23 protein-coding genes are annotated in these 24,701 nt (G+C 72.0%); 11 read left to right on the top strand and 12 right to left on the bottom strand.

What is annotated here, in order from left to right; genetic code table 11:
• Positions 1 to 51: 51 nt before the first annotated feature.
• The 3 genes from murJ to EPO13_05140 form a co-directional block, all read right to left on the bottom strand.
• On the bottom strand, positions 52 to 1,689 hold the full coding sequence (gene murJ / locus EPO13_05150) for a murein biosynthesis integral membrane protein MurJ (protein ID TAK70328.1): 1,638 nt from the start codon (positions 1,687 to 1,689) through the stop codon (positions 52 to 54).
• Complete coding sequence (locus tag EPO13_05145; GenBank protein ID TAK70327.1) at positions 1,686 to 3,806, bottom strand: hypothetical protein; 2,121 nt, start codon at positions 3,804 to 3,806, stop codon at positions 1,686 to 1,688. Before EPO13_05145 ends, murJ begins: the two co-directional genes overlap by 4 nt.
• A gap of 89 nt (positions 3,807 to 3,895) precedes the next feature.
• Positions 3,896 to 4,378: an NUDIX hydrolase gene (locus EPO13_05140; GenBank protein ID TAK70326.1), complete on the bottom strand. Its 483-nt coding sequence runs from the start codon at positions 4,376 to 4,378 to the stop codon at positions 3,896 to 3,898.
• 57 nt (positions 4,379 to 4,435) lie between these two features.
• Here EPO13_05140 and EPO13_05135 point away from each other — a divergent pair, with 57 nt between their 5' ends.
• On the top strand, positions 4,436 to 5,899 hold the full coding sequence (locus EPO13_05135) for a CCA tRNA nucleotidyltransferase (GenBank protein TAK70325.1): 1,464 nt from the start codon (positions 4,436 to 4,438) through the stop codon (positions 5,897 to 5,899).
• 143 nt (positions 5,900 to 6,042) lie between these two features.
• On the opposite strand, the gene EPO13_05130 is transcribed toward EPO13_05135, so the two are convergent.
• From EPO13_05130 to EPO13_05120, 3 genes are all read right to left on the bottom strand, one after another.
• Positions 6,043 to 7,437, bottom strand: coding sequence for an MFS transporter (locus EPO13_05130; protein TAK70324.1), 1,395 nt, complete (start codon positions 7,435 to 7,437; stop codon positions 6,043 to 6,045).
• Positions 7,438 to 7,564: 127 nt separating this feature from the next.
• On the bottom strand, positions 7,565 to 8,644 hold the full coding sequence (locus tag EPO13_05125; GenBank protein TAK70323.1) for an inositol-3-phosphate synthase: 1,080 nt from the start codon (positions 8,642 to 8,644) through the stop codon (positions 7,565 to 7,567).
• A 108-nt stretch (positions 8,645 to 8,752) separates the two neighbouring features.
• On the bottom strand, positions 8,753 to 9,316 hold the full coding sequence (locus EPO13_05120; protein TAK70322.1) for a PadR family transcriptional regulator: 564 nt from the start codon (positions 9,314 to 9,316) through the stop codon (positions 8,753 to 8,755).
• Positions 9,317 to 9,626: 310 nt separating this feature from the next.
• On the opposite strand from EPO13_05120, the gene EPO13_05115 reads away from it, so the two are divergent.
• The 3 genes from EPO13_05115 to EPO13_05105 all read left to right on the top strand — a co-directional run bounded on the left by EPO13_05115 (position 9,627) and on the right by EPO13_05105 (position 13,621).
• Positions 9,627 to 10,010: a hypothetical protein gene (locus tag EPO13_05115; GenBank protein TAK70483.1), complete on the top strand. Its 384-nt coding sequence runs from the start codon at positions 9,627 to 9,629 to the stop codon at positions 10,008 to 10,010.
• 62 nt (positions 10,011 to 10,072) lie between these two features.
• On the top strand, positions 10,073 to 12,172 hold the full coding sequence (locus tag EPO13_05110) for a penicillin-binding protein (GenBank protein ID TAK70321.1): 2,100 nt from the start codon (positions 10,073 to 10,075) through the stop codon (positions 12,170 to 12,172).
• Positions 12,173 to 12,196: 24 nt separating this feature from the next.
• Positions 12,197 to 13,621 (top strand): DUF2029 domain-containing protein, encoded by a 1,425-nt coding sequence (locus tag EPO13_05105; GenBank protein ID TAK70320.1) that lies wholly within the window; start codon positions 12,197 to 12,199, stop codon positions 13,619 to 13,621.
• 47 nt (positions 13,622 to 13,668) lie between these two features.
• Here EPO13_05105 and EPO13_05100 read toward each other — a convergent pair whose 3' ends face one another.
• The 6 genes from EPO13_05100 to EPO13_05075 all read right to left on the bottom strand — a co-directional run bounded on the left by EPO13_05100 (position 13,669) and on the right by EPO13_05075 (position 19,236).
• The gene (locus EPO13_05100) at positions 13,669 to 14,025 is read right to left on the bottom strand and encodes a type II toxin-antitoxin system RelE/ParE family toxin (GenBank protein ID TAK70319.1); all 357 of its coding nucleotides are present in this window, start codon (positions 14,023 to 14,025) and stop codon (positions 13,669 to 13,671) included.
• Complete coding sequence (locus EPO13_05095) at positions 14,007 to 14,246, bottom strand: hypothetical protein (protein ID TAK70318.1); 240 nt, start codon at positions 14,244 to 14,246, stop codon at positions 14,007 to 14,009. The genes EPO13_05100 and EPO13_05095 overlap by 19 nt, the downstream gene beginning before the upstream one ends.
• A 478-nt stretch (positions 14,247 to 14,724) precedes the next feature.
• Positions 14,725 to 15,918: an acetyl-CoA C-acyltransferase gene (locus EPO13_05090; GenBank protein ID TAK70317.1), complete on the bottom strand. Its 1,194-nt coding sequence runs from the start codon at positions 15,916 to 15,918 to the stop codon at positions 14,725 to 14,727.
• A gap of 218 nt (positions 15,919 to 16,136) precedes the next feature.
• Positions 16,137 to 17,375 carry an alanine racemase gene (locus tag EPO13_05085; GenBank protein TAK70316.1) on the bottom strand — a complete coding sequence of 413 codons (1,239 nt, stop codon included), beginning with the start codon at positions 17,373 to 17,375 and terminating at the stop codon, positions 16,137 to 16,139.
• Positions 17,306 to 18,442: a peptidoglycan bridge formation glycyltransferase FemA/FemB family protein gene (locus EPO13_05080; GenBank protein ID TAK70315.1), complete on the bottom strand. Its 1,137-nt coding sequence runs from the start codon at positions 18,440 to 18,442 to the stop codon at positions 17,306 to 17,308. The genes EPO13_05085 and EPO13_05080 overlap by 70 nt, the downstream gene beginning before the upstream one ends.
• Positions 18,443 to 18,444: 2 nt before the next feature.
• Positions 18,445 to 19,236 (bottom strand): exodeoxyribonuclease III, encoded by a 792-nt coding sequence (locus EPO13_05075; protein TAK70314.1) that lies wholly within the window; start codon positions 19,234 to 19,236, stop codon positions 18,445 to 18,447.
• Positions 19,237 to 19,600: 364 nt separating this feature from the next.
• On the opposite strand from EPO13_05075, the gene EPO13_05070 reads away from it, so the two are divergent.
• The 7 genes from EPO13_05070 to EPO13_05040 all read left to right on the top strand — a co-directional run bounded on the left by EPO13_05070 (position 19,601) and on the right by EPO13_05040 (position 24,508).
• On the top strand, positions 19,601 to 19,891 hold the full coding sequence (locus tag EPO13_05070) for a 30S ribosomal protein S6 (protein TAK70482.1): 291 nt from the start codon (positions 19,601 to 19,603) through the stop codon (positions 19,889 to 19,891).
• Between the two features lie 23 nt (positions 19,892 to 19,914).
• The gene (locus tag EPO13_05065; GenBank protein ID TAK70313.1) at positions 19,915 to 20,406 is read left to right on the top strand and encodes a single-stranded DNA-binding protein; all 492 of its coding nucleotides are present in this window, start codon (positions 19,915 to 19,917) and stop codon (positions 20,404 to 20,406) included.
• 61 nt (positions 20,407 to 20,467) lie between these two features.
• Positions 20,468 to 20,707, top strand: coding sequence for a 30S ribosomal protein S18 (gene rpsR / locus EPO13_05060; protein TAK70312.1), 240 nt, complete (start codon positions 20,468 to 20,470; stop codon positions 20,705 to 20,707).
• Between the two features lie 14 nt (positions 20,708 to 20,721).
• Entirely contained in the window at positions 20,722 to 21,168 is a 447-nt protein-coding gene (locus EPO13_05055; protein TAK70311.1) for a 50S ribosomal protein L9, read from the top strand.
• Positions 21,169 to 21,176: 8 nt separating this feature from the next.
• Positions 21,177 to 22,103 (top strand): DUF2817 domain-containing protein, encoded by a 927-nt coding sequence (locus EPO13_05050; protein ID TAK70310.1) that lies wholly within the window; start codon positions 21,177 to 21,179, stop codon positions 22,101 to 22,103.
• Between the two features lie 415 nt (positions 22,104 to 22,518).
• Entirely contained in the window at positions 22,519 to 23,757 is a 1,239-nt protein-coding gene (locus EPO13_05045) for a hypothetical protein (protein TAK70309.1), read from the top strand.
• Between the two features lies 1 nt (position 23,758).
• Positions 23,759 to 24,508, top strand: a complete 750-nt coding sequence (locus EPO13_05040) for a hypothetical protein (protein ID TAK70308.1) — start codon at positions 23,759 to 23,761, stop codon at positions 24,506 to 24,508.
• The last annotated feature ends 193 nt before the right edge of the window (positions 24,509 to 24,701 follow it).

The following is a 24,701-nucleotide window of genomic DNA, read 5'->3' as shown; positions in this document are numbered from 1 at the left end:
CGATCACATCGGCGGGTCCGGTACTCCGGTTGAGCCGCGGACCCCGACTGGTCAGCCGCGGGCGCGGCCGGGCAACCGGCGGGTGACGATGTGCAGCACCGCACCCACCTCGGTGATCCGTAGCACCCGCGCGGCTACCAGGTAGCTGGCGGCCCCGACCGCTGCCACCACGACGAGGTCGACGAGCAGCGCGACCTTGCCCGACCAAGCGGCGTGCCGCAGCCCCCACTGCGTGCCGGCCATCACCGCCAGGGCGACGCCGGCAGCCAGTGCCATCCGTGCCACGGCGGCGACCGTGGCGGCGGTGTGCAGGCCGCCGAGCCGGCGCGCGAGAACCGCCCACGTGACGACGAGTGCGACCCAGTAGGCCAGCACGTAGGCCAGCGCCAGCGACTCGATCTTGGCCGGGCCGGTGGCGACCGCGGCGAACAGCGGCACGGCCAACGCCAGGTTGACCGCGTTGAGCACCACGGTCAGCCAGAACGGCGTGCGGGTGTCCTCCAGGGCGTAGAAACCCCGCAGCAGGACGTAGAACAACGTGAACGGGATCAGCCCGAGCATGAACACCGACACCACGGTGCCGAGCAACTCAGCCTGCGGCCCGGACGCGGCGCCGTACCCGAACAGCAGTTCTGCCACCCACGGTCCGGTCACGACCAGGACCGCGGCCAGCGGCACGATGAACGCGGCGACCAGGCGCATCGCGTAGCCGAGGTCGACCGAGACCGCGGCGTACAGCCGCTCATGCGCCTTGCGCGACAACGCCGGCAGCAGCGCGGTCACCACCGACACCGTGATCACGCTGTGCGGCAGGATGAAGATCAGGTGCGCGGTCTGGTACGTCGCCAGCCCGCCGGGGGTGTTCGCTGCCGCAGCGGCGTCGACGTTTGCCTGGGTAGCCAGCCGGGTCACCACGACGTACGCCGCCTGGTTCACCAGCACCAGCCCGACCGTCCAGGCCGCGAGCCGGCCCGCCTTGCCCAAACCCACACCGCGCCAGTCGAATCGGGGACGGTAGTGGTAGCCCGCGCGCCACAGCACCGGGACCAGGACGGCGGCCTGGGCCGCGACGCCCAGGGTCGTCCCGATGCCCAGCAGCGCTGCCTGGCCGCTGGTCAGGTCCTGGTCGGTGCTGCTGACCGGCCCCACCACGACCAGGAAGATCCCGAACGTGGCGATGGCGACGGCGTTGTTCACGATCGGAGCGAACATCGGCATCGCGAATCGTTCACGGGCGTTGAGGACCTGCGACAGCATCGTGAACAGGCCGTAGAAGAAGATCTGCGGCAGGCAGTACCGGGCGAACGCCGTTGCCAGGTCCAGTTGTGACGCGTCGTAGTCGTTGGGGGTGTAGAGGTCCACTATCCACGGCGCGAACAGCACCGCGGCGGCCGACAGCGCTAACAGCGCCACCCCGACGACGGTCAGCAGCCGGTCGGCGTAGCCGGCACCGTCGTCGGCGTCGGATGCCATGTGGCGCACCAGCTGTGGCACGAAGACGGCGTTGAGGGCCCCGCCGATCACGAGGATGTAGATGATGTTCGGCAGCGTGTTGCCCAGCGCGAACGCGTCGGCGACCGGGAAGAAGCCGAGGGCGGCGACGATGACGATGCTGCGCCCGACGCCGGTGAGCCGCGACGCGACGGTGCCCGCCGCCATGACGGCGCTGGAGCGCAACAGGTTCGTCATGCGGGCGGCGCCGCTGCGGTCCGGCGGCCGGCCCGGACCCGGCGGACCAGATTGACCGCGACGAGGACCGCGAGCGCGGCCACCGCGGCTCCCACGACCCACCGCGCGGCCTGCGCGTACGCGGTGGACCGCACCTCGATCTCGACCGGTTCGGAGTAGGCGACCCCGGCGGCGGTGGTCAGCCGGACCGAGACCGGGACCGGTCCGCTGCCCACGACGTGCGTGGTGACCTCGAGCGTGCTGGCGCGGCCCGGCGCGATCGTCACCGGCTCCACCGGTGAGATCGACAGCCGCGCCGCGGGTTGACCGGTCATCGTCACCCCGACGGTGACCGGCTGGTCCAGGTCGTTGGCGATGGTGACCGGGACGACGCCGGTCTCGCTGGACAACGTGTACGGGCCCTTGGAGATCACCCGGACCCGGCCCACCTGTTCGGCCAGCTGGTCGGACACCGTGCGCAGCAGGGCCTGGCCGTTGCGCGGTTCCTCCCGCCAGGCCGCCGACCCGGTCCGCAGCAGCGCGGCGGCGTACGGATCGGTGAGGCCGACCGGATCGGTCACCACCTCGCCGAAGGCCCCCAGCCGTGCCTCCTGGGCGGCGATGGTGTTGACGTACGTCGCTCCCAGCGCGGCCGAGCGCGGCGGCGGATCGGCACGCTTGCGCCGCACGTCGCTGGGCGCCGCGGCGGTGAGGTCGCTCAGCGTTGCCGGGGTCACCCAGGGCGCTGCCTGGACGGCGTCCAGCAGCTCGCCGACCACCGTCGCGTTCGGTGCCCAGCGCAGCGGCGGCGCCACCACGACGGTGCGCTGGGTGCCGGGCAGTTCGGCGGTGATCATCGCGGTCTCGGCGAGGAATCGTTGCCGCGCCAGCAGTTCCTGGCCGCGGGTCCTGGTCGGCATGGCCAGCGCGGCGCTCAGCCCGGAGTCCGCCAGGACGGCGCGGACCGTGCCGGACTGGGTGGCCAGGCTGGCCGATCCGGACGGCGTGTACGCCGCCGACGCCGCCGGCGGCATCGCCTTGTCCGACAGCACGACCGTGGTGACCCCCGCGGCGGCGAGGGTGTCCAGCGTCGCGGCGTCGACGTCACCACCGGGCGCCCAGAACACGCCGCCGCTCACCGGGCGCTGCAAGGTGCTGGCCGCCAGTGTCGGGGCGAGGGTGACCGCGCGGACCACGTCGCGCTCCAGGCCGCCGCCGCGCAGCGCCGTCGCGTCGGGGTCGGCGTACGGCAGCGCGACCAGCGCCGTCGTCGGCGGGGCTACCGCCGACTGCAGGTCCGTCAGCCAGCTGCCGGCGGCCGCCGCCGCGTCCCCGGGCTCGGGTCCGTCGGGTTGCTCGACGCGGTAGCCGGCCGACATCGCTGCGGCGGTCTCGGTCAGTTCGGGATCCACCGCCCAGCTGACCGCTCGCGGATGGCTCCGGCCGAGGTCGAGCAGGGTGCGCAGCCGACCGCCGGCGTCCAGGTCGGTCGCGGTGCGATCGGATCGCAGCACCCCCTCGGCGTCGCGATCCGGCGCGGTCGCCAGCGGCCACAGCCACACCAGCCGGGTCGGCTTGACCTGCGACGGCTGCGGGAACCAGGGCAGGAACGTCCGGGTCGTGCCCTGCACGTCGGTGGCGCCGTCGCGCCGGCCCACGACGCTGACGGTGACCGTGTAGACCCCGGCCCGGGGCAGGTCGAGGTCGTCCAGCGGCACGGTGACCCGGAAGTCCGTCTGGGCGCCGCGGGCCAAGGTCTTGGCCGCCGTCGCGGTCGCCCTGCCGATGATCTGGCCGTCGTGGGAGTCGTTGCCGCCCACCACATCGGCGATGTCGCTGCGGCCCTGCAGCGGGTCGGTGGACACCCGCAGGACGACGGCCAGCTCGGTGACCCGGCTGTCGGTCGTGTTCACCAGCCGGCCCGCGACCGTCAGCGGCCGGTCGGGCCCGGGCACGATCGGGTCGAGCTGGTCGACGACGACCTGGACCGGGTCGTCCGCCGGCGTATCGGCCGCCCGGGTGTCTGCGGCCGGCGCCGCGGCGAGAGGGACCGGCGCGGCGTCCGCCGCCGGCAGCAGCCGGGGATCGGCGATCGCCGTACCGGCGAGGGCGGCCAGCAGCAGGACGACGAATACCACGGCGCGGCCGGCCCGGCGCCGGGCTCCCGGAACGCTCCGGAGCCGGAGCGCGCCGTCGGCCACCCCGACCGCGGTGGGGCCCGGCCGGTTCATCCGGCGTCGGCCAGCAGCCCGGGCGCGCGGGACACCAGTTCGCGCTCGTCGTCGTACCCCAGTCGGCCGGCCAGCTCGTCGAGCGGGACCCACGCCACTTCGACCACCTCGACGTCGGCATCGGACAGCTCGCCGCCGGCGGCCTCGAGCAGGTAGTGGTGCACGGTCTTGTGCACCCGTCGGTCTTCGACGACGAACCAGAAGTCGATGGTTCCCAGCGGGGCCAACACCCGGCCGCGGATCCCGGTCTCCTCCTCGACCTCCCGGACCGCGGCGTCCTCGGCGGTCTCGCCGGCCTCGAGGTGGCCCTTCGGCAGCGACCAGACCAGCCGGCCGCGCCGGTCGTGCCGGGCGATGAGCGCCGCCCGTGGCGTCCCGCCGCTGCGGTCGACGACGAGGCCGCCGGCCGACGTCTCCTCGACCCGGATCAGTCGCCTGCCCCGCGCCGGCCGGCGCGCGGACCGGGACGAATCGGGCATGCCGCGAGGATAACCGCGGCCCGGCCCCAACCTCGGGCGCCGATACGCTGACCTGTCGTGCCTGCTCAGCCCCCCCTCACCCCGTCCGCATCCTCGGCGGCTGCCGCTGCCCAGCGCCGGGCGGCGGCGGGTCTGGTCCCGGTCCTGCCGTTGCTGACGGACCTCGGGAAGCGGTTCGCGGCCGCCGGTCACGAGCTGGCGCTGGTCGGCGGATCGGTCCGCGACGCCCTGCTGGGCCGAGCCGACCTCGCCTCGGCGGATCTGGACCTCGCGACCGACGCTCCGCCGGAGCGGGTGCTGGAATTGCTGGCCGACTGGGCCGACACCACCTGGGAAGCCGGGATCCGGTTCGGGACGGTCGGCGTACGACGAGGCGACCGGCGGCTGGAGATCACGACGTACCGCACCGAGCGGTACGACCCGGACTCGCGCAAACCGTCCGTCGCGTACGGCGACACCCTCGCCGGGGACCTGGCCCGTCGCGACTTCACCGTCAACGCGCTGGCCGTCACGCTGCCCGATCTCGCCTTCGTCGACCTGCACGGCGGGCTGGCCGACCTGGCAGCGGGGGTGCTGCGGACACCGGGCGCGCCGGAGGACTCCTTCGGCGACGACCCGTTGCGGATGCTGCGCGCGGCCCGGTTCACCGCCCAGTTGGGCTTCGACCTGGACCCGGCAGCCGTCACCGCGATCACGGCGATGGCGGACCGGCTGGCCATCGTGTCGGCGGAGCGCGTGCGGGACGAGTTCTCCCGGCTGCTGCTGTCGGCCGAGCCGCGCCGTGGCCTCGGCCTGCTGGTCGACACCGGGTTGTCCGCGCAGGTGCTCCCCGAGCTGGCCGGGCTGCGGCTGGAGATCGACGAGCACCACCGCCACAAGGACGTCTACGAGCACACGCTCATCGTCCTGGAACAGGCCATGGACCTGGAGACCGCCGGGCCGGACCTCGTGCTGCGGCTGGCCGCCCTGTTGCACGACATCGGCAAGCCACGCACCCGGCGGTTCTCCGGCGACGGCCGGGTGTCGTTCCACCACCACGAGGTGGTGGGGGCGCGCATGACCACCAAGCGGCTGCAGGCGCTGCGGTACCCCAACGACATCGTCGAGGCGGTGTCGACGCTGGTCGAGCTGCACCTGCGCTTCCACGGCTACGGCACCGGAGCGTGGACGGATTCGGCCGTACGCCGCTACGTCCGCGACGCCGGTCCGCTGCTCGGCCGGCTCCACCAGCTCACCCGGGCGGACTGCACCACTCGCAACCGCCGGAAGGCGTTGGCGCTGCAGCGGGCGTACGACGAACTCGAAGCGCGGATCGAGACGCTCGGGGAGGCCGAGGAACTCGCCGCGATCCGGCCGGATCTCGACGGCAACGCGATCATGGCCGTGCTCGGCATCCCGCCCGGCCGCGAGGTGGGTGAGGCGTACCGGTTCCTGCTCGAACTACGGCTGGACCAGGGGCCGCTCGGCGAGGAGGCGGCGGCCGACGCCCTGCGGCAGTGGTGGGCACAGCGGCAGGGCTGAGGGCCCGGCGGCAGTGGTGGCCCGCGGCTGCATCGAGGCGGCGGCGGCACTGAGGCACAGCGGCATCCTGAGGGTCCAGGGGCGGCCGGCATTGAGGCCTGGCGGCTGTATTGAGGCGGCGGCACTGCGGCCGACGGTCCGGCTCACCGCGTCCGGCTGGTCGCGCGACGCCGCGACGTCACGGCGTACCAGGCGGCGGTGGCCAGCAGCAGTGCTCCCACCGCGATCGCCACCCCCGGCGCCACGCCGTCCGGCGGCGCCACGACCGCGACGAGCGTGATCCCGCCGACCAGCCCGACGTTGACGGCGATGTCGTACAAGGCGAACACCCGGCCGAGGTGGTCGTCGGCGATCTCGCGCTGCACCGCGGTGTCGGCGCAGATCTTCACCGACTGACCGGCGAAACCCAGCGCGGCCCCGCCGCAGATGAGGGCGGGCAGACTCGGCAGGACCATCGCCGCGACCAGGCACGGCGTCCCGACCGCGCCGGCCACCAGCAGCGTCGCCGCCGACCAGGCCACCGGGCCGATCCGGCGGCTGGCTCGCGGGGTCGCGACGGCGCCCAGCAGCGCACCGGCGGCGGCGCCCGCCGCGACCAGGGCGAAGTCCGACAGGGCCGCGTCGGCATCCTGTCCCGGGTCCAACGCTCCGCGGACCAGCAGGAGCGCCGCCACCGTCACCGCGCCGAAGGCGACCCGGTGGGCCACGACGACACCGATGGCGCGGGCGGCCGCCGGCCGCACTCGTAGCCGTCCGACTCCGTCGACGAGTTCGGCGACCACGTCCCGGACGCCGCTGCGTCCGGCGCTCTCGGCGCGCGGCAGCGCCGGACCGAGCTGGTCGGCGGCGAGCCGGGTCGCCAGCAGCCCCGTCACGGCGTACCCCACGGCGGTCAGCACGAGCAGCACCAGCGAACCCCGGTCGCCGCCACCCGCGGCGGCCCGGACGCCGACCCCGAGCAGGGCGCCCGCGGCGACGGCCATCGTGCCGGCGGTCGGGGAGAGGGCATTGGCGGTCACGAGCAGGTCCGGTCGTACGACGTGCGGCAACGACGCCGACAGCCCGGCGAGCACGAACCGGCCGACGCCGAGGGTCACCAGGACGACCACGGCCAGGTCGAGTCCGTCGTGGGCGGCACCGACCTGCAACGCCAGCACGAGGACCAGCGCGGCCCGCACCAGGTTGGCCCGCAACAGCACCTGCCGCCGCCGCCACCGGTCCAGCGCGAGCCCGGCGAACGGACCGATCAGGCTGTACGGCAACAGCAGGACGGCGAACGCCACGGCGACCTGGGCGGCGGTGGCCTGCCGTTCCGGCGAGAACAGCACGAACGTGCCGAGCGCTGCCTGCACCCCGCCGTCGCAGAACTGCCCGAGCAGCCGGACCGACAGCAGCGCCCGGAAGTCGCGACCGGACAGCACCTGTCGCAGCGGGGTCGCGATCGCCACGGCCGAACCGTAGCGGTGGGGCAGGGGCGGCATGCCCGCGCTGCGCTCGGGCCTACCTCCGCTAGCTGCGCGCTCGACCGTTCCGGTCATGGGTCACGGTCGAGGCTTCACTCGCTCCGCTCGCTCAGCGCTCGACCGTTCCGGTCATGGGTCACGGTCGAGGCTTCACTCGCTCCGCTCGCTCAGCCACGGTCGAGGCTTCACTCGCTCCGCTCGCTCAGCGCTCGACCGTTCCGGCGATGAACGCCTCGACGGCCTGCCGGGCCGCCTCGTCGCTGTACTGCTCGGGCGGGGACTTCATGAAGTACGACGAAGCGGACAGCAGGGGGCCGCCGATGCCACGGTCCAGGCCGATCTTGGCGGCCCGGACCGCGTCGATGATGACGCCGGCGGAGTTCGGCGAGTCCCACACCTCGAGCTTGTATTCGAGGTTCAGCGGGACGTCGCCGAACGCCCGGCCCTCCAGCCGGACGTAGGCCCACTTGCGGTCGTCGAGCCACGCGACGTAGTCGCTGGGTCCGATGTGCACGTTGCGCTTGCCCAGGTCGCGGTCGACCTGCGACGTGACCGCCTGCGTCTTGGAGATCTTCTTCGACTCCAGCCGGTCGCGCTCGAGCATGTTCTTGAAGTCCATGTTGCCGCCGACGTTGAGCTGCATCGTGCGCTCCAGGACCACGCCGCGCTCCTCGAACAGGCGGGCGAGCACGCGGTGGGTGATCGTGGCGCCCACCTGCGACTTGATGTCGTCGCCGACGATCGGCAGCCGGGCGTCGGTGAACTTCTGCGCCCACTCCGGAGTACCGGCGATGAAGACGGGCAGCGCGTTGACGAAGGCGACCCCGGCGTCCAGGGCGCACTGCGCGTAGAACCGGGCGGCGTCCTCGGACCCGACGGGCAGGTAGCAGACCAGGACGTCGGCCTGCGCCTCCCGCAGCGCCGCGACCACGTCGACCGGCGGCTCGGTGCTCTCCTCGATGGTCTCCCGGTAGTACAGGCCCAGCCCGTCGAGGGTGTGGCCGCGGGCGACCGTCACGCCGGTCGGCGGCACGTCGCAGATCCGGATCGTGTTGTTCTCGCTCGCCCCGATCGCGTGCGCGAGGTCCTGGCCGACCTTCTTGGCGTCGACGTCGAACGCCGCGACGAACTGCACGTCGCGCACGTGGTAGTCGCCGAACTGCACGTGCATGAGCCCCGGCACCCGCTCGTGGGCGGAGGCGTCCTTGTAGTACTCGACTCCCTGGACCAGGGACGCGGCGCAGTTGCCCACGCCCACGATCGCGACGCGTACGGAACCCATCGTGGTCCTACTCTCTGCCGCGGCCGTGCCGGTCGGCGGTGCGTTGTGCATACAGGCGGGTCGGGATCATCAGTGGGGCGGCAGCGGCTCGAGCCGCTGCCGCGTCGGTCAGCGGCGTTCGGCGTCGCGCCGCTCGTGCTCGATCAGTTCGGTGAGCCAGCGCACCTCGCGCTCGACCCCCTCCAGGCCGTGCTGTTGCAGCTGCAACGTGTAGGTGTCCAGCCGTTCGCGGCCGCGGCCGAGGGCCTGCCGCAACGGCACCAGGCGCTCCTCCAGCCGGGTACGACGGCCCTGCAGGATCCGCAGCCGGACGTCCGCCGCGGTGCGGGAGAAGAACGCCAGATGGACGTCGAAGTGCTCGTCCTCCCAGGCTTGCGGCCCGGAGTCGTCCAGCAGCTCGCTCAGGTGTTCCTTGCCGTCGGCGGTCAGCAGGTACACGATGCGGGCCCGCTTGCCCGACAGCGCTGGCGCGCCCTCGCCGGTTTCGGTGTCCTCGGCGATGAGACCGCGCGCGGTCAGCGCCTTCAGCGCCGGATACAGCGAGCCGTACGAGATCGCGCGCAGCGGTCCCAGCACGACGTTGACCCGCTTGCGCAGCTCGTAGCCGTGCAGCGGCGACTCCTGCAGGAGACCCAGGATCGCGAACTCGAGGACCTCCCCGCGCCGCGCCATGGGTCCTCCTCGCGATGTATCGAACCGATACATCGCGACGATAGGACACGCGGTGAACGCACGGCAAACGACGCTCCGGACGCCGGCTGTGAGCCGGCTCACGAACGGCGTCAGCCGGGGGGCAGGAGCTCTCTCACGCCGAGCGAGGCCGGTGCTGGATGCGTACCCTCGTCCGGTGGCAGCGCCTCGGTCGAGCGCTCCCCGCGGCTCCCGGGTTCGCGGGGAGTCAGGGACGCGTGCCTCGCGGCACCCGGACGCCGAGCTCAAGCCCGCCGAGCCGGTTGCCGACCCGACGGCACCGCGCGCCGTCATCGACTACGCGCTGGCCCGGCGTGCCGCACTGACGGAACTGTTCTCCGGCGGGGCGTTGCGCTCGGACTTCTGCGACCCGGACCCCTACCTGCTGCGCGCTGCCCGCCACCACGGGGAGCCGTCGACGCGGTCCTGCCCGGTCTGCCGGCGCAGTGACTTGACCCACGTGAGCTACGTGTACGGCGACCAGCTCGGGCCGTACGCCGGCCGCGTCGTCCAGCGACCGCAGCTGGACGCGATGGCGCAGCGGTTCGGCGAGTTCCGGGTGTACGTCGTCGAGGTCTGCCAGGCCTGCCGGTGGAACCACCTCACGATGTCCTACGTCCTGGGAGACGGAGTACCGCGCCGCCCTCCGGCGCGACCGCGGGACCTGCCGGACTGACAGGCCGCATCGCTCGACCGGCTGGCCAGCCCACGGGGACGTCGCTGTGAGGATCGACTGTTGTGAGGATCGACTATCCGCGCCGGAATCGCACCGGCGTCCGTCACTGGCTGCCCTCGTGGCGGCAACTGCTGGCGCTGGCCGGTGCCACCGTGGTCGCTGTCGTCGGCGGCTTCCTGCTCGCGGTCGCGCTGACCACCATCCCGGAGCCGAACGAGGTCGCCACGGCGCAGACCACGATCGTGTACTGGTCGGACGGGACGACGGAACTCGGCCGGCTCGGCGACGCCAACCGGATCAGCGTGCCGCTGGACCAGGTGAGCGTGACCGCCCAGCACGCCGTACTCGCCGCCGAGGACCGTGACTTCTACGACCACGGCGGCTTCTCGCCGGCCGGTATCGTCCGTGCTGCCTGGAACAACCTGACCGGCGGATCCACCCAGGGCGGATCGACCATCACCCAGCAGTACGCGAAGAACGCGTTCCTCACCCAGGACCGCACCTTCTCCCGCAAGGCGCGAGAACTGCTGCTGTCAGTGAAACTGGAAACCAGTTCGTCGAAGGACGACATCCTCTCGGACTACCTCAACACGATCTATCTCGGTCGCGGCGCCTACGGCATCGAGACTGCGGCGCAGGCCTACTTCGGGACCTCCGCCGCCTCGCTGGACCTCGCCCAGTCCGCGGCGCTGGCGGCGATCATTCGTTCCCCGGGCGGTTATTCGCCGGAGAACAACCTCGCGAAACTGCAGGGCCGCTGGGCGTACGTCCTGGATGGCATGGTGAGCAAGGGCTGGATCTCGCAGGCGCAACGCGACGCGACGGTGTTTCCCCGGTTCACCAAGCGCCAGTCGGCCGATCGCTTCTCCGGCACCGACGGCTACCTGCTGGCGGCGGTCCGCGACCAGTTGCTGGGGCAGGGTTTCACCGAGGACGACATCGACGGTGGCGGGCTGCGCATCGTCACGACGTTCGACCGCAAGGCCCAGCGCGCGGCGGTCGCCGCGATCAAGGCGCAGGGTCCGACCACCGGCACCGACCGGCTCCGGATCGGCCTGGCCGCGGTGACCCCTGGGACCGGTGCGGTCGTGGCGATGTACGGCGGCCCGGACTACCTGACCGATCCGCTCAACAACGCCACGCAGGCCATCGCGCAGGCCGGGTCGACGTTCAAACCGTTCGCCCTGGCCGCGGCGACCGAGACCGGGGTGCCGCTGTCGTCGACCTGGAACGGTGCCAGTCCGCGCACGATCGCCGGATACACGCTGCGCAACTACGGGAACACGTCGTACGGCACGGTGTCGCTGCTGCGGGCGACCGAGGACTCGATCAACACCGCGTACGTCGACCTCACCAACCAGGTCGGTGTCGGCAAGGTGATGGCGGCGGCCACCCGCGCCGGCATCCCTGCTGACACCGCCGGTATGGCCGACAACCTTACATTCGTGCTGGGAACCGCCTCGCCGCACACCATCGACCTCGCGTCGGCGTACGCCACGTTCGCCGCGCACGGCCGTGCCGTGGCAACGACGGTGTTGCGCGAGGTCCGGGAGGCCAACGGCGGGCTGCTGGTCCAGGCCGATCCGCGTCCGGTGCAGGCCTTCAGCGCGGACGTGGCCGACACCGTGACGTACGCCCTGTCGAAGGTCGTCACCGACGGGACCGGCTTCGCCGCCGCGCAACTGGATCGTCCGGCGGCCGGCAAGACCGGCACCACGGACGGCAACAAGTCGGCCTGGTTCGTGGGCTACACCCCGCAACTGGCGGGCGCGGTGATGATGGTGAAGGACGACAAGGCGGGCAATCCGCAAACGCTGTCGGGCACCGGCGGTCTGTCCAGCGTGACCGGCGGGTCGTTCCCGGCCCGCATCTGGACCGCCTTCATGTCCGCCGCGCTGCAGGGCAGCGACGTCGAGGAGTTCACCACCCCACCGGATCTGGTCCGGCCCAGCCCGTCGGCCACCGCCCCGAGCCCCAGCGTCAGCACTTCTCCGACGTCCACCCCGTCGGTGTCGGTCACCCCGACCCCGACGCCGTCGGTCAGCAGCACGCCGCCGTCGCCCACGGCCACGCCGACCTCGACACCGGCGTCGACACCGCCGCCGAGCCCGTCGGGATCCCCGACTGCCCCACGTCCCAGCGCGTCCGGCTCCGCACCGTAGCCGGGTGTGCGGCACCATGACCGCGTGAGGTCCGACCCGGTCCTGCCCACCCGGGCCGACCCGCAACTGCAGGCGGCGACCGAGGGATTCGGCGGACCGATCGGCCGCCGGGCCCGGTTCGGGGCGACCTGGTGGACCCCGGTCCGGGTGTTGCTCGTGCTGGGCGGCCTGACGTATCTGGCCGGTGCCCTGCTCAAGGCGCCCTGCGTGGCCAACTCCTGGGCGTCGCCGGACCGCTACGAGCACCTGTGCTACAGCGACATTCCGGTGCTGTACCCGCTGCGCGGGCTGGCCGACGGGATCATCCCGTACCTGCAGGATCCGCTGGCCGGCCAGCAACCGCTGGAGTACCCGGTCCTGACCGGCGGGTTCATGTACGTCGCGGCGCTGCTCACCCGGGCGCTGGGCAGGGTCGGCTCGTGGAGCGCCTTCTACCAGGTCAACGTCGTGATGCTGGCCGCGTGCTTCCTCGTCACCGTCGCCGCGACGGCCAAGACGGTGGTTCGGCGGCCGTGGGACGCCGCGATGGTGGCGGTCGCGCCGTGCATGCTTTTCGTCGCCACGATCAACTGGGACCTGCTCGCGCTCGCCCTCACGTCGGTGAGCCTGCTGCTGTGGTCCCGGCAGCGTGAGGGCTGGGCCGGCGTCGCACTCGGACTTGCCGTGGCGGCCAAGCTCTATCCGGTGGTGCTGCTGGGCGTCCTGCTCCTGCTGTGCTGGCGCGCGGCCCGAATGCCGCAGTTCGGCCGGTTCGTGCTCGGTGCGGCCGTCGCCTGGTCGGTGGTCAACCTCCCGCTGGCGCTGGCCAACCCGTACTCCTGGTCGTACTTCTATACGTTCAGCCGCGAGCGCGGCGAGGACTTCGGCTCGGTCTGGCTCGCCCTGACGACGGCCGGGCACGGCGTCTCGGCGACCTCGCTGAACAGCTACGTCGCGATCAGCTTGCTGCTGGCGGCGGCCGGGATCGCGGCGTTGATCATCTTCGCGCCGCGGCGGCCGAGGCTGGCGCAGGCGGCGTTCCTGATCGTGGCGGCCTTCGTCCTGACCAACAAGGTCTATTCGCCGCAGTACGTCCTGTGGCTGCTGCCACTGGCGGTGCTCGCGCGTCCGCGGTGGCGGGACTTCCTGATCTGGCAGGCGGCCGAGGTCTGCTACGTGGTCGCGATCTGGTGGTACCTGGTCGGGCTGGAAAAGGATGCCAAGGGGCTACTGCCCGGCTGGTACGCCGCCGCGATCTGGCTGCACGTCATCGCGACGCTCTGGTTCGCCGCGCTCGTGGTCCGCGACATCCTGCGGCCGGCCTACGATCCGATCCGGTCCGACGGTGTTCCCGAGCACGCCGACGACCCGGGTGGTGGCTGTCTGGACGGAGCGCAGGACCGAGCTGTGTTACGGCCCAGCCAGGCCGAGCCGGTCCAGCCCGACGTCGCACACCGAAACGTCACCTGAGGCGAAGGCGGCCCGGGTCGTTTCAGAAGGGCGTCGCCGGGGATGGCTCATGCATCCGCGTCCGAGACGCCTTGCCCTGACTTGAGTGCGGCCTCCCAGTCTTGGCCACCATGAAAGACCGCAAGGACGTTGACCACGACCTCCCCCGACGAGTCGTCGACCCCGTAGACGACGAGGGTCCGCTTCCGGTAGGTGGTCGTCCGCATCCCTGGGCGTATGTCCTCACGACTTCTGCCGGCGAGCGGGAAGAGGAGGATTCCGTCGATGTGATCCAGGATCGCCGAGACGAAGCGTCGGGCGATGTCGGCTGTCGCAGTCTTGGCGATCCAGTCGTCGATCTCGTTGAGCTGTCGTTCGGCTTCGGGAGTGAGGTTGATCCGGCCCGTCATGAACGGGCGGCCCACTTGGCCTCGATGCGAGCCCGAACATCCTCAGCTGGAACCGCTCGGGACGGGTCAGCCTTCAGGGCGTCGTACGCCGCGGCCGCTTCTGTGCGCAGCCATGCCTCCGCTGCTTGGTCGAAGGCTTCGTCAGGGTTCACTGACTCGAGCAACCGAAGTGCCAGCCGCCGACGCGCGTCAGCGGACAGCGACATGCCCGCCTCGTACGCCTCAGACTCGCTCACGGACACGCGACCAGTCTACGCCGCGCCTGCGACGGGGATCTCTGAGTTGTACTCCTGCAGTCGGTCGTCGTGCCCACTGATGGAACCGACCGCCGACCGGGCTTGTCCGCAGCGCTTCTAAGTCCACGAATGTAGGACTACCGTCAAATCTCTTTCAATCTCAGCCGACTTTGAAGGCCTTGGTTTAAGTACACCGCTGCGATTGAAACCCCTCCCCCATACGGGGGCTGCAAACGCCCGATCGGATTAGAGGATCCTGCTGCATTCGCCACGCTCGGCACGTCGACGGCTGGCGGGCAGCCATCGGAGCCTGCAAACCATGGTGCGGACCATGGGGATCTCGAGGAGCCCAAAGCGCGTCTGACCTGCGTAAACGTCCTCGGATCAGCAATACCAGGGGAACGACACCGACACCGCAGCCGACCACGACCGTCCCGAGCCGCCTTGGGCTCGGGACGGTCGTGTCGTCAGGACCGGGTCAGACCCGCTCGATGATCGTGGCGTTCGCCAGGCCACCGGCCTCACACATCGACTGCAGGCCGTAGCGGCCGCCGGTCTGCTCCAGGTGGTTCACCAGCGTGGCCAGCAACCGGGTACCCGACGCGCCGAGCGCGTGGCCGAGGGCGATCGCGCCGCCGCGGGGGTTGAGCCGGTCGAGGTCGGCACCGACCGACCGGGCCCAGGCCAGCGGGACCGGGGCGAACGCCTCGTTAATCTCGTACGCGTCGATGTCGTCGATGGTCAGCCCGGCACGGGCGAGCACCTTGGCGGTGGCCGGGATCGGTCCGGTGAGCATCATGATCGGGTCGTCGCCCACCACGGCGAACGAGTGGAACCGGGCCCGTGGGGTCAGGCCGAGTCGCTGGACGGCCTCACCGCTCATGATCAGAGCGGCCGAGGCGCCGTCGGTCAGCGGCGAGGAGTTGCCCGGGGTGATCGACCACTCGATCTGCGGGAACCGCGCGCTCATCTGCTCGTCGTAGAACGCCGGCTTCAGGCCCGCCAGGACCTCGGCGGTCGTCGACGCGCGGACGGTCTCGTCGACGGTGTGCACCCGGGTCGCGCCGTCCTCGCCGGTGATCGTCACCGGCACGATCTCCCGGTCGAAACCGCCGGCGGCTGCCGTGGCGGCCGCCCGCTGGTGCGAGGTGGCGGAGAACGCGTCCAGGTCGTCGCGGCTGAAGCCCCACTTCGCGGTGATGAGCTCGGCCGCGATCCCCTGCTGGATCAGGCCTTCGGGGTAACGGGCGGCCACCCGCGACCCGAACGGGTCGCGGCCCATCGCCGGGGTGAACATGGGAACCCGGCTCATCGACTCGATGCCGCAGGCGATGGCCACGTCGTAGGCGCCCGCGAGGATGCCTTGCGCGGCGAAGTGCGCGGCCTGCTGGCTCGATCCGCACTGCCGGTCGACGGTGGTCGCGGGCACCGACTCCGGGAAACCGGCGGCGAGGACGGCCGACCGACCGGTGTTGAAGGCCTGCTCACCGGCCTGCGACACGCAGCCGGTGATCACGTCGTCCACCACCGCCGGGTCCAGGCCGTTGCGCTCGACCAGCGCGGACAGCACGTCTGCGAGCAGGTTGACCGGGTGGACGGAGGACAACGCACCCCCCGGCTTGCCCTTGCCCGACGCAGTACGGGCGACGTCGACGATGAATGCCTCGGGCATGGCCGGCTCCTCAGGTTTGGGCTGCGGTAGGGGGTGTCTCAGGGTACGACCCGCCGACTGGTGCTCATGCCGCAGGTCGCGGTCGTCTGCCGATCGAGCGGGCGGTGGAACTGCGGCCCGTTTCGGCCGCGGCGTGACGTTCAGCCCCGGCGGCCTTCCCGGCCACGGCGTCAGGTCCAGCACCGGTGGCCTTGCCGCCGCCGCGTCCCGGCCGGGCGCTATTCCCAGACGACGGCGTCGAACGTGGTGGTGGTGAACCGGACGGTGCAGTCCAGCTCGTCGCCGACGGCCGGCACCACCACGCCGCGTGGTACCCACAGCAGCGATACCGACAGGTGCGGCGGTTCGGCGTACCACAATCGCCGTCCCTGCCACCGGAACGGCGACATGGCTCGGCCGGTGGCCTGCAACGCGCCGGAACCGGCAGCCGTCGCTCGCTGCCGCCACGATCGCGCCGCCGCCGGGGCGGCCAGGCCGACGCCGTGCCGGGTACCCCCGCTCACCACGACGAGCGTGGCGCCGCGCGGCCCCGGGCGCTGCCGATAGCCGACGGTCTCGACGCTGTCCACCGGGTGTACGGCGGCGACGGTGGCCGACACCCGCAGTGATTCCTTGTCCTGCAGCCACAATCGGGTGCCCAGCCGAGCCCGCAGGGCCGCGGCCGGCAGTGCCTGGCCGACCGCAGCCAGTTCGGAGTCGGCCAGGTGTGACAGCCAGACCACGTTGGCGCGCCGGCGCGCCGGTTCGGGCAGCCCGAGGCGGTCGAGCACCTGGGTCCACCACCAACCCCAGGCCATGGCTTCCCTGGCCCGCGGTGTGGCGGCCTGCCAGCTGTCGGGGTCCAGTTCGCGCCGGGTCGTCGCGGTTGGCCGCCGCGGACCGGTCGGCTGAGCTATCGGCAGGTGCAGGGCGAGACCGTCGATCGTGAGCCGGCCCGCGGCGAGCGCGGCCGCCACCGGCCGCCGCGCGAGTCCTTCGGCCAGTTCCGCTTCGTCCATGCCGAAGCGGTGAGTCGAGGTGAGCCCTTCCACGACAATGCGACCGCCGCGTTCGGCCGCTGCCAGCAGCCCGGTCACCGACGCCACGGTGCAGACGGTGCGGTCGGCCGGCAACGCGGTGATGTCCTGGTGGTCAACCGGTTCCAGAATGACGACGTCGATGTCCGGTTCGGCCGCCAGCAGTTCGGCGGCCTCCGCCACGGTGCCGACCGCGATCGGCCCCGGCGCCAGCTGCCGGGCCCGCGACGCCAGCAGCAGTTGGCCGAAGCCGTAGCCGTTTCCCTTCACTACGGCAACAGCGGCGGCGTCCGGCCCGGTCGCGGCCACCCCGGCGACGACGGCCGCGGCGTGGGCGCGCCACTGCTCGGTAGCGACGTGCAGGGCCAGCGTCACGCCTGCCTCCTGGCCAGGTACGACCGGAACGCCTTGTGCCACAGCGGGCGTACCGGATAGTCCCACTCGCCGGCGTACTCCTGGACGTAGCCGCCGGTGCCCAGTTTGAACTGCACCAGACCGAACAGGTGGTCGGTGGGATCGAGGGTGTCGGAGATGCCGCGCAGGTCGTACACGCTGCAGCCGGCGGCGTGCGCGTCGCGGAGCATCGCCCACTGGATCGCGTTGGACGGCCGCGCGTCTCGGCCGGCGGTCGTCGATGCGCCGTAGGAGTACCAGGCGCGGTCGCCGACGCGGGTCATCGTGGTGGCGGCGAGCAGTTCGTCACCGCGGTGGGCCAGATACAGCGTGAGGCGGTTCGGGTCCTCGGCGCGAAGTTGTCGCCACATGTGCTGGAAGTACGCCAGGCCGCGGGCGGTGAAACCGTCCCGTTCGGCAGTTTCGACGTACACCTCGTGGAACGCCGGCAGGTCGTCGTACGAACCGGTCGTCACCGTGACGCCGGCCTTCGTCGCCAGCCGGATGTTGCGCCGCCACTGCTGGTTGAACCCGGCGAACACGTCGTCCAGGGTGCGGCCGGCCAGCGGGACGCAGAACACGTGGCGGGGCTGTACGTCGCCGAACCCGGCACCGGAACCGGCGCCCCGGGTCCAGCCGAGGGCGACGAGCCGGTCGAGTACGGCCCGGCCCGCGGCGTCCTCCTCGTCGGCCGGCAGTTGCGTGAGGCCGCTCGCCATGCCCGTGGCGATTGCGGACTTGACGGTGCTCGCGCTCCACCGTCGCGTCACGACCTCCGGACCGAGTTTCACGGTGAAGGCGCCGCGATCGCGGGCATGGCGCAACAGCGGTTGCAGCCACTGGTCCAGGTCGGTCCCGGGCAGCCGTTCGCCGGTCCAGTCGAGATCGGGTCCGCCGGGCAGGTAGGCCAGCGACCGGGGCAGTCGCGGCACCTGCCGGTACAGCGCCAGGCCGGCTCCGACCAGCCGGGAGCCGGCGAACCAGCCGAGGGACTCCGCCTGCCAGCCCGACTTCACCTCACCCCACGCGGGGGTCTGCAGGAAGGAGACGTGGGGCCGGGTGGCGATCCATTCCCGGTGCGCGGCAGCGGTTATCGCGCGTACGGTCAACGACACGGTCAGGCCGGCAGGGCGAGATCCACGACCACCGGGGCGTGGTCGGAGGGGGACTTCCCCTTGCGGGCCTCCCGGTCGACGTAGGCGTCGGTCACCGCGCTTGTGAACGCGGCATTGCCCAGCACCAGGTCGATCCGCATCCCGATGTTCTTGGGGAAGTTCAGCTGCCGGTAGTCCCAGAACGTGAAGGCCTTGTCGTACTTCAGCGGCCGCGGGGGAATGTCGGTGAGTCCGGCGTCCACCAGCGCCGCGACCGCGGCGCGTTCCGGGCCGGTGACGTGCGTGGCGCCCACGAACGCGGCCGGATCCCACAGGTCGTCGTCGGTGGGGGCGACGTTGAAGTCGCCGAGGACTGCGTACGGCGCCTCACCGGCCGCGGCGAGGTCGGCGACCACGGCGTCGCGCAGCGCGGCGAGCCAGGCGAGCTTGTAGGCGTAGTGGTCGTGCCCTGGCTCCCGGCCGTTGGGGACGTACACGCTCCACAGCCGGATCCCGCCGCAGGTCGCCGCTATGGCGCGTGGCTCGACCACGTCGTCGTACGCCGGTTGGCCGGGCAGATCGACCACGACGTCGCGCAGGCCGACGCGGGACAGGATCGCCACGCCGTTCCACCGGCCGCTGCCGTGCGCGGCGACCTCGTAGCCGTGCGCCGCCAGGAGGTCGACGGGCATGTCCGCGGTCGGCACCTTCAGTTCCTGCAGGCACAGCACGTCGGGCGCGGTCGTCTCGAGCCAGCCCACCAGGCGGTCGGCCCGGACGGCCACGGAGTTGATGTTCCAGGTGGCGACGCGCACGAGCGGTGAGCCTACGGCTCGCGCTGCTGCCCCGGGCGTCGGTGCGCTGGCCCCGGCAAGGGCGTGCGGGGCGTTGCCGGGTTCGGTGCTGACCGGGGTCGCCGCGCCGCCGGGCGGCGGAGCCGTACCGGGGTGTGGATCGGCGATTTCGGCGTGCCGCCGATGCCCGGTAGCCTGTGCGGGCCCGCCGACCGGGACATAGTCCGTCGGGCGCCGGGATCGTCCGACCTGTTTCTGCTCGACCCGCACTCTTGCTCGACCCGCGCGCCCCTGGGGTGCCGCGGTCTGCACGGCCGCACGATGCAGCAGCCCTCCTGCCACGGACCGTCCGTGGCCGCCTAGTCCAGAGGAGGTGGGTGTCCACATGCGTCGTTACGAGGTCATGGTGATCCTCGACCCCGATCTCGAGGAGCGCACCGTCGCCCCGAGCCTGGAGACGTTCCTCAACGTCGTCCGCGCCGACGGTGGGACCGTCGAGAAGGTCGACATCTGGGGCCGTCGCCGGCTCGCCTACGAGATCAACAAGAAGACCGAGGGCATCTACGCCCTGTTCGACCTGTCAGCCGAGCCCGCCTCCGTGCTCGAGCTCGACCGCCAGCTCTCCCTCAACGAGGCCGTGCTGCGCACCAAGGTCATGCGCACGGACCGCCACTAGGACCTGTCCGACAAGGAGCAGCCATGGCCCAGGGCGACATCGTCGTGACGATGGTCGGCAACCTGACCGCCGATCCGGAGCTGCGGTTCACCCCGAGTGGGGCGGCCGTCGCCAACTTCACCGTCGCGTCCACCACCCGTCTGATGGACCGTCAGACCAACGAGTGGAAGGACGGCGACACCGTCTTCATGCGGTGCAACGTGTGGCGGCAGTACGCCGAGAACGTTGCGGAGTCGCTGACCAAAGGCACCCGGGTCATCGTGACCGGCCGGCTCAAGCAGCGGTCGTACGAGACCCGGGAGGGCGAGAAGCGCACCGTCATGGAACTCGAGGTCGACGATGTCGGTCCGGCGTTGCGCAATGCCACCGCCAAGGTGAACCGCGTGGCCCGTTCCGGTGGCGGCTTCGGCGACAGCGGGCCGGCCGCGTCCGGTGGCGGCTCGTCCGCGGCGGCCGACGACCCCTGGTCCACCCCAGCCGGCGGAGCACCGGCGTACGACGAGCCCCCGTTCTAGATCCCCTATCCACCCGACCATCCCGGCATCGCGCCGGGCATCCGACCCACGGAGCACCACGATGGCCAAGCCCCCGATCCGCAAGCCCAAGAAGAAGGTCTGCGCGTTCTGCAAGGACAAGAACCCGGTCCAGGTCGACTACAAGGACACCGGGCTGCTGCGGAAGTTCATTTCCGATCGCGGCAAGATCCGGGCGCGCCGGGTGACCGGGAACTGCACCCAGCATCAGCGCGACATCGCCGTGGCGGTCAAGAACGCCCGTGAGATGGCGCTGCTGCCGTACACCTCGACCGCGCGCTGACGAAGGGGCCGATCATGAAGCTCATCCTCACGCAGGAGGTCGCCGGCCTCGGCGCTCCGGGCGATGTGGTCGAGGTGAAGAACGGCTACGGCCGCAACTACCTCGTGCCGCGTGGCTTCGCCACGACCTGGACGAAGGGCGCGGAGAAGCAGATCGCGCAGATCAAGCGGGCGCGTGCCGTCCGGGAGATCCGCGATCTCGGCCACGCCGAAGAGATCAAGGCCGCCCTGGAGGGCCTGTCGGTCAAGCTGCCGGTCCGCGCGGGCGCGCAGGGCCGGCTGTTCGGCTCGGTGACCGTGGCCGACGTCGTCGGCGCGGTGGCGCAGGCCGGTGGCCCGGCGTTGGACAAGCGCCGGGTGGAGATCGGTACGCCGATCAAGTCCGTCGGCTCGCACCGGGTCGGCGTCCGACTGCACCCGGACGTGCAGGCCACTATCGCCCTCGAGGTCGTGGGCGCCTGACCGGCGCCATGTCGAGTCGAGCCACGCCGCGTGGAGCCCTGCCGAGTCGGGCGGCGCTGGCCACAGCGCTGCTCGGTGGTCTGCTGACCCTGGCCCTGCCAACCGCGGGGGCCGCGGTCACGACCAGCACAGCTGTGGCCGCCACTGGCACTCCGACCACCACCGGGGTGACCACCACTGTGGCGGCGACCTCTGTGGTGACTACCTCTGTGGTGACGACAGCTGCCGCCCCGGCGACGGCCGGCCTGGTCGTGACCAAGCGCGGTACGGCCTTCGCCGGTGCGGCCCAGGTTCGGCAGGTCGGCACCTCGGTGCAGGGCCGGCGGATCATGGCGTACGGCTACGGCGATCCGGCCGCGAGCCGGGTGGTCGTCGTCATCGGCCAGCTGCACGGCAGTGAAACCGCGGGGGTCCCGGTCGCCAAGCGGCTCGCGGCGCTCGGCGCCCGGGCGGGCACGTTCGTGTGGGTCATCCCGACCGCTAATCCGGACGGCTTCAAGGCCCGCACCCGCGGCAACGCCCACGGGGTGGACCTCAACCGGAACGGCTCCGACCGGTGGTCGCCGGTCGCCCGAGCGGCTCGCTACTGGCCCGGCCCCGCGGCCATGTCGGAGCCGGAGACTCAGGCGACGTACGCGTTCCTCGACCAGATCGATCCGGATCTCGTGCTGATCTACCACCAGGCCGGCAACGGGATCGACTCGTACCGTGCCAAGAACCGCGCCGTGGTCGACCGGTTGTCACGACTGACGCGGCTCCCGGTCCGCTCGTTCGACTGTGCCGGGGAGTGCACCGGCACGTTGACCGGCTGGTTCAACAGCAGTCACCGCGGCATCGCGATCACCGTCGAGTTGCCGGCCCGCGTCGGTGCTGCCCAGGTGGACCGCTGGGCGCGCTCGGTGCGCAACATCTCTCGCACCGTCCCCGACGTCTGACCCGTCGCCCGCACCGTCCCACCGTCTGACTCACCGGCCCCGGTCAGGCTGATCGCCGGCGCGTGTCGCTGCCTGGTCCGAGGCGACGGCTCGCGCCGCTCTCCGGGCCGGCGAAGCGGTTGACCCGCGCCGTTCTCCGGGAGCGTCGTGCTCCGGCAGCGGTTCGGCAGCACGAGGATGAGCCGGCCCAGCAGCTCCCGTCACTCGTTCGGCGTAGTACCTCGCGAGACCGCACGGCTGCCGGCGTGTCCGGTGAGGCGTCGGGGTTCTTGGTCAGCTGTGCTGGGTATGAGCAGGATCGGCCGTTGACCTGACGACCTGACCGGGGTCACGGCGCGGCGGGGGATCGTACGGCGAGTGTCATGGCAAGGGCGGGTGCACGGGCAAGGCGGGGGCACGACTAGCAGGAGGTTGCGTGAGGCGTCGTACCGCCGGCCGGGGCTCAACGGTCGTCGGAGTCGCTGCCGCGCTCGCCCTGGCGTTCACCGCGCCGGCCGGTGCCGCGCCGCAACCCGTGGCCACCCCCGACGCGGCCGAGACCGCACCGGACGCTGCGGTCACTGTCGCGGTGCTCGCCAACGACGCACCCGCCGATGCCGGCGGACCGTTGCGGGTCATCGCCGTATCCGCGGACCGCGACGTCGCGCATGGGCGGGTGGAGATCGTCGACGGCGGCCAGGCGGTGCGGTACACCCCGGACCGGGGCTTCACCGGCACGGACACCTTCTACTACCGCGCCGGCGACGGCACGAGGCAGAGCGACCCGGCCCAGGTCACGGTGTCTGTGGTGGCCCGCCGCACGTTGACGGTGAGCCCGCCACCGGCGGCGCACTCCCTGGCGACGACCACCGTCACCGGCTCGGTGTCGCCGGCTGCCGCCGGTCCCGGCCCGGTTCGCGTCACCCTTGCCGCGCAGGACGTCGGCAACGGTGAGTGGATCGCCGTGGGCGGTGCCGATGCTGCCGCGGACGGAAGCTTCGCGGTGGCGTGGAAGCCGACGCTGGGCGGCGACGTCCCGCTGCAGGTGTCGGCGCGATGGGGCGACGGCAAGGTCGAGACCGTCGCAGGGATCAGTCAGCACGTCGACGTGACCCTCGCGCTGGCGGTCTCCGGCCGGCTGAAGGCGAAGGACGTCCGCTACACCTACCGGCGCGGCTGCCCGGTGACGCCGGGCAAGCTGCGGCGGATGACGTTGACGTACTGGGACTTCAGCGGCCGCTTGACCCGCGGTGACCTCGTCGTCCGGGCGTCGGCGGTCAAGGACCTCAAGTACGTCTTCGGCCGCCTGCTGGCCGACCGCTTCCCGTTGCAGCGCGTCGTCCCCGCCGATGCGTTCAAGGGCAAGGATGTGAAGGCGATGGAGGCGGGGGCGACATCGGCCTTCAACTGCCGCAAGGTCACCGGCAATCCGTACCGGCTCTCGCAGCATTCCTTCGGCAACGCCGTCGACATCAACACCGCGCAGAACCCGTACGTCACCAGCTCGCGGATCTATCCGGCCGGCAGCAAGGGCTACCTCGTACGATCGCCGTACCGGCAGGGAATGATCCTCAAGGGCGGGGTCGTGACCACCGCGATGGCGCGGGTCGGGTGGCTGTGGGGAGCCCGCTGGTCCCACCCGGATTACCAGCACTTCTCGTCGAACGGGGGCTGAGATGCGGCGGCGACCAGCGGCACCCCTGATCGCGGCGGTCGCCCTCGTCAGCGCCTGCAGCGGCGCCCCGGCCGGTACGCCGCCGTCGCTCGAGCCGGCGGCGACCGCAGTAGCCGGCAGTACTGCCGCGCCGCCGCCGCAGTCGCCGTCCGCCCCGGTACCGCCGCCGCAGTCGGAATCGGCAGCCGAACCGCCGGGACCGACACCGGCGCCGAGTACCGCCGGTTCGCTGACCCAGGCGTCGTTGCCATCGCCGGCCGCGCTCGGCCCGGGCTGGGCGTACCGAGTCGACCCCGGAGGCGCGGAAGAGGGCTACGGCGGCAACGGAACACCCGCGCTGGCGCGCGAGCCGGCCGAGGTGGTGACCGGTCTGCAGCCGCTGGGATGCCGGACCAGGCGGCTGCCGGCACCGCAGCACGCCCTGGAGGTCAGCTACCGGCAGGCCGCGCGGCAGGCGCAGGGCGTCGGGCTGCTGCTGAGCTTCGCCGACGCCGCAGCCGCGGACGCCTTCCGGGCGGCCTACACCGGTCTGCTGCGGGACTGCAGCACCGGACGGGAACCGCTGGTCCGCGTGCTGCGTGACACGGCCGCCGCGTTCGTCTCGCGGCGGACCGATCCGCTGGCCGACGCCGGGGACCGGGAGTGGACCGAAGTCGTCCGCAGCCGCGACGCCACCGTGTTGCTGGTGTCGGCCAACACCTCTCGCGGCGCCGTACTCGACGTGGCCGGGCTGCTGGCGGCAACGGGCTGACCGCTGCGCCCAGCGCTGTGCGGCTCGCTCCGCCGTTCATCCGGTGGTCACCTGGAAGCCCCGAGCCAGACTTCTTGTCGCACACAGCATCGGGACGACGTCGTCGCAGGTCAGCCCACCGCGGCGGCCGTTTTGGGCGCTGCTTTCCCCAAGCCCTCCACAGTCGGTGCATAACGACTCGCCGCGGTATCCC

The sequence above is a fragment of the Actinomycetota bacterium genome (assembly GCA_004297305.1).
Classification (GTDB): Bacteria; Actinomycetota; Actinomycetes; order S36-B12; family FW305-bin1; genus FW305-bin1.
The sequence above is the reverse complement of the archived record's forward strand: the minus strand, read 5'-3'. Positions and strand labels throughout refer to the sequence as shown.

What these genes read in the sequence shown, in the direction of transcription:
- murJ (TAK70328.1), bottom strand. Translation starts at nt 1,689, where the DNA reads ATGACGAACCTGTTGCGCTCCAGCGCCGTCATGGCGGCGGGCACCGTC.
- EPO13_05140 (TAK70326.1), bottom strand. Translation starts at nt 4,378, where the DNA reads ATGCCCGATTCGTCCCGGTCCGCGCGCCGGCCGGCGCGGGGCAGGCGA.
- EPO13_05130 (TAK70324.1), bottom strand. Translation starts at nt 7,437, where the DNA reads ATGACCGGAACGGTCGAGCGCGCAGCTAGCGGAGGTAGGCCCGAGCGC.
- EPO13_05125 (TAK70323.1), bottom strand. Translation starts at nt 8,644, where the DNA reads ATGGGTTCCGTACGCGTCGCGATCGTGGGCGTGGGCAACTGCGCCGCG.
- EPO13_05120 (TAK70322.1), bottom strand. Translation starts at nt 9,316, where the DNA reads ATGGCGCGGCGCGGGGAGGTCCTCGAGTTCGCGATCCTGGGTCTCCTG.
- EPO13_05090 (TAK70317.1), bottom strand. Translation starts at nt 15,918, where the DNA reads ATGCCCGAGGCATTCATCGTCGACGTCGCCCGTACTGCGTCGGGCAAG.
- EPO13_05070 (TAK70482.1), top strand. Translation starts at nt 19,601, where the DNA reads ATGCGTCGTTACGAGGTCATGGTGATCCTCGACCCCGATCTCGAGGAG.
- EPO13_05065 (TAK70313.1), top strand. Translation starts at nt 19,915, where the DNA reads ATGGCCCAGGGCGACATCGTCGTGACGATGGTCGGCAACCTGACCGCC.
- rpsR (TAK70312.1), top strand. Translation starts at nt 20,468, where the DNA reads ATGGCCAAGCCCCCGATCCGCAAGCCCAAGAAGAAGGTCTGCGCGTTC.
- EPO13_05055 (TAK70311.1), top strand. Translation starts at nt 20,722, where the DNA reads ATGAAGCTCATCCTCACGCAGGAGGTCGCCGGCCTCGGCGCTCCGGGC.
- EPO13_05050 (TAK70310.1), top strand. Translation starts at nt 21,177, where the DNA reads ATGTCGAGTCGAGCCACGCCGCGTGGAGCCCTGCCGAGTCGGGCGGCG.
- EPO13_05040 (TAK70308.1), top strand. Translation starts at nt 23,759, where the DNA reads ATGCGGCGGCGACCAGCGGCACCCCTGATCGCGGCGGTCGCCCTCGTC.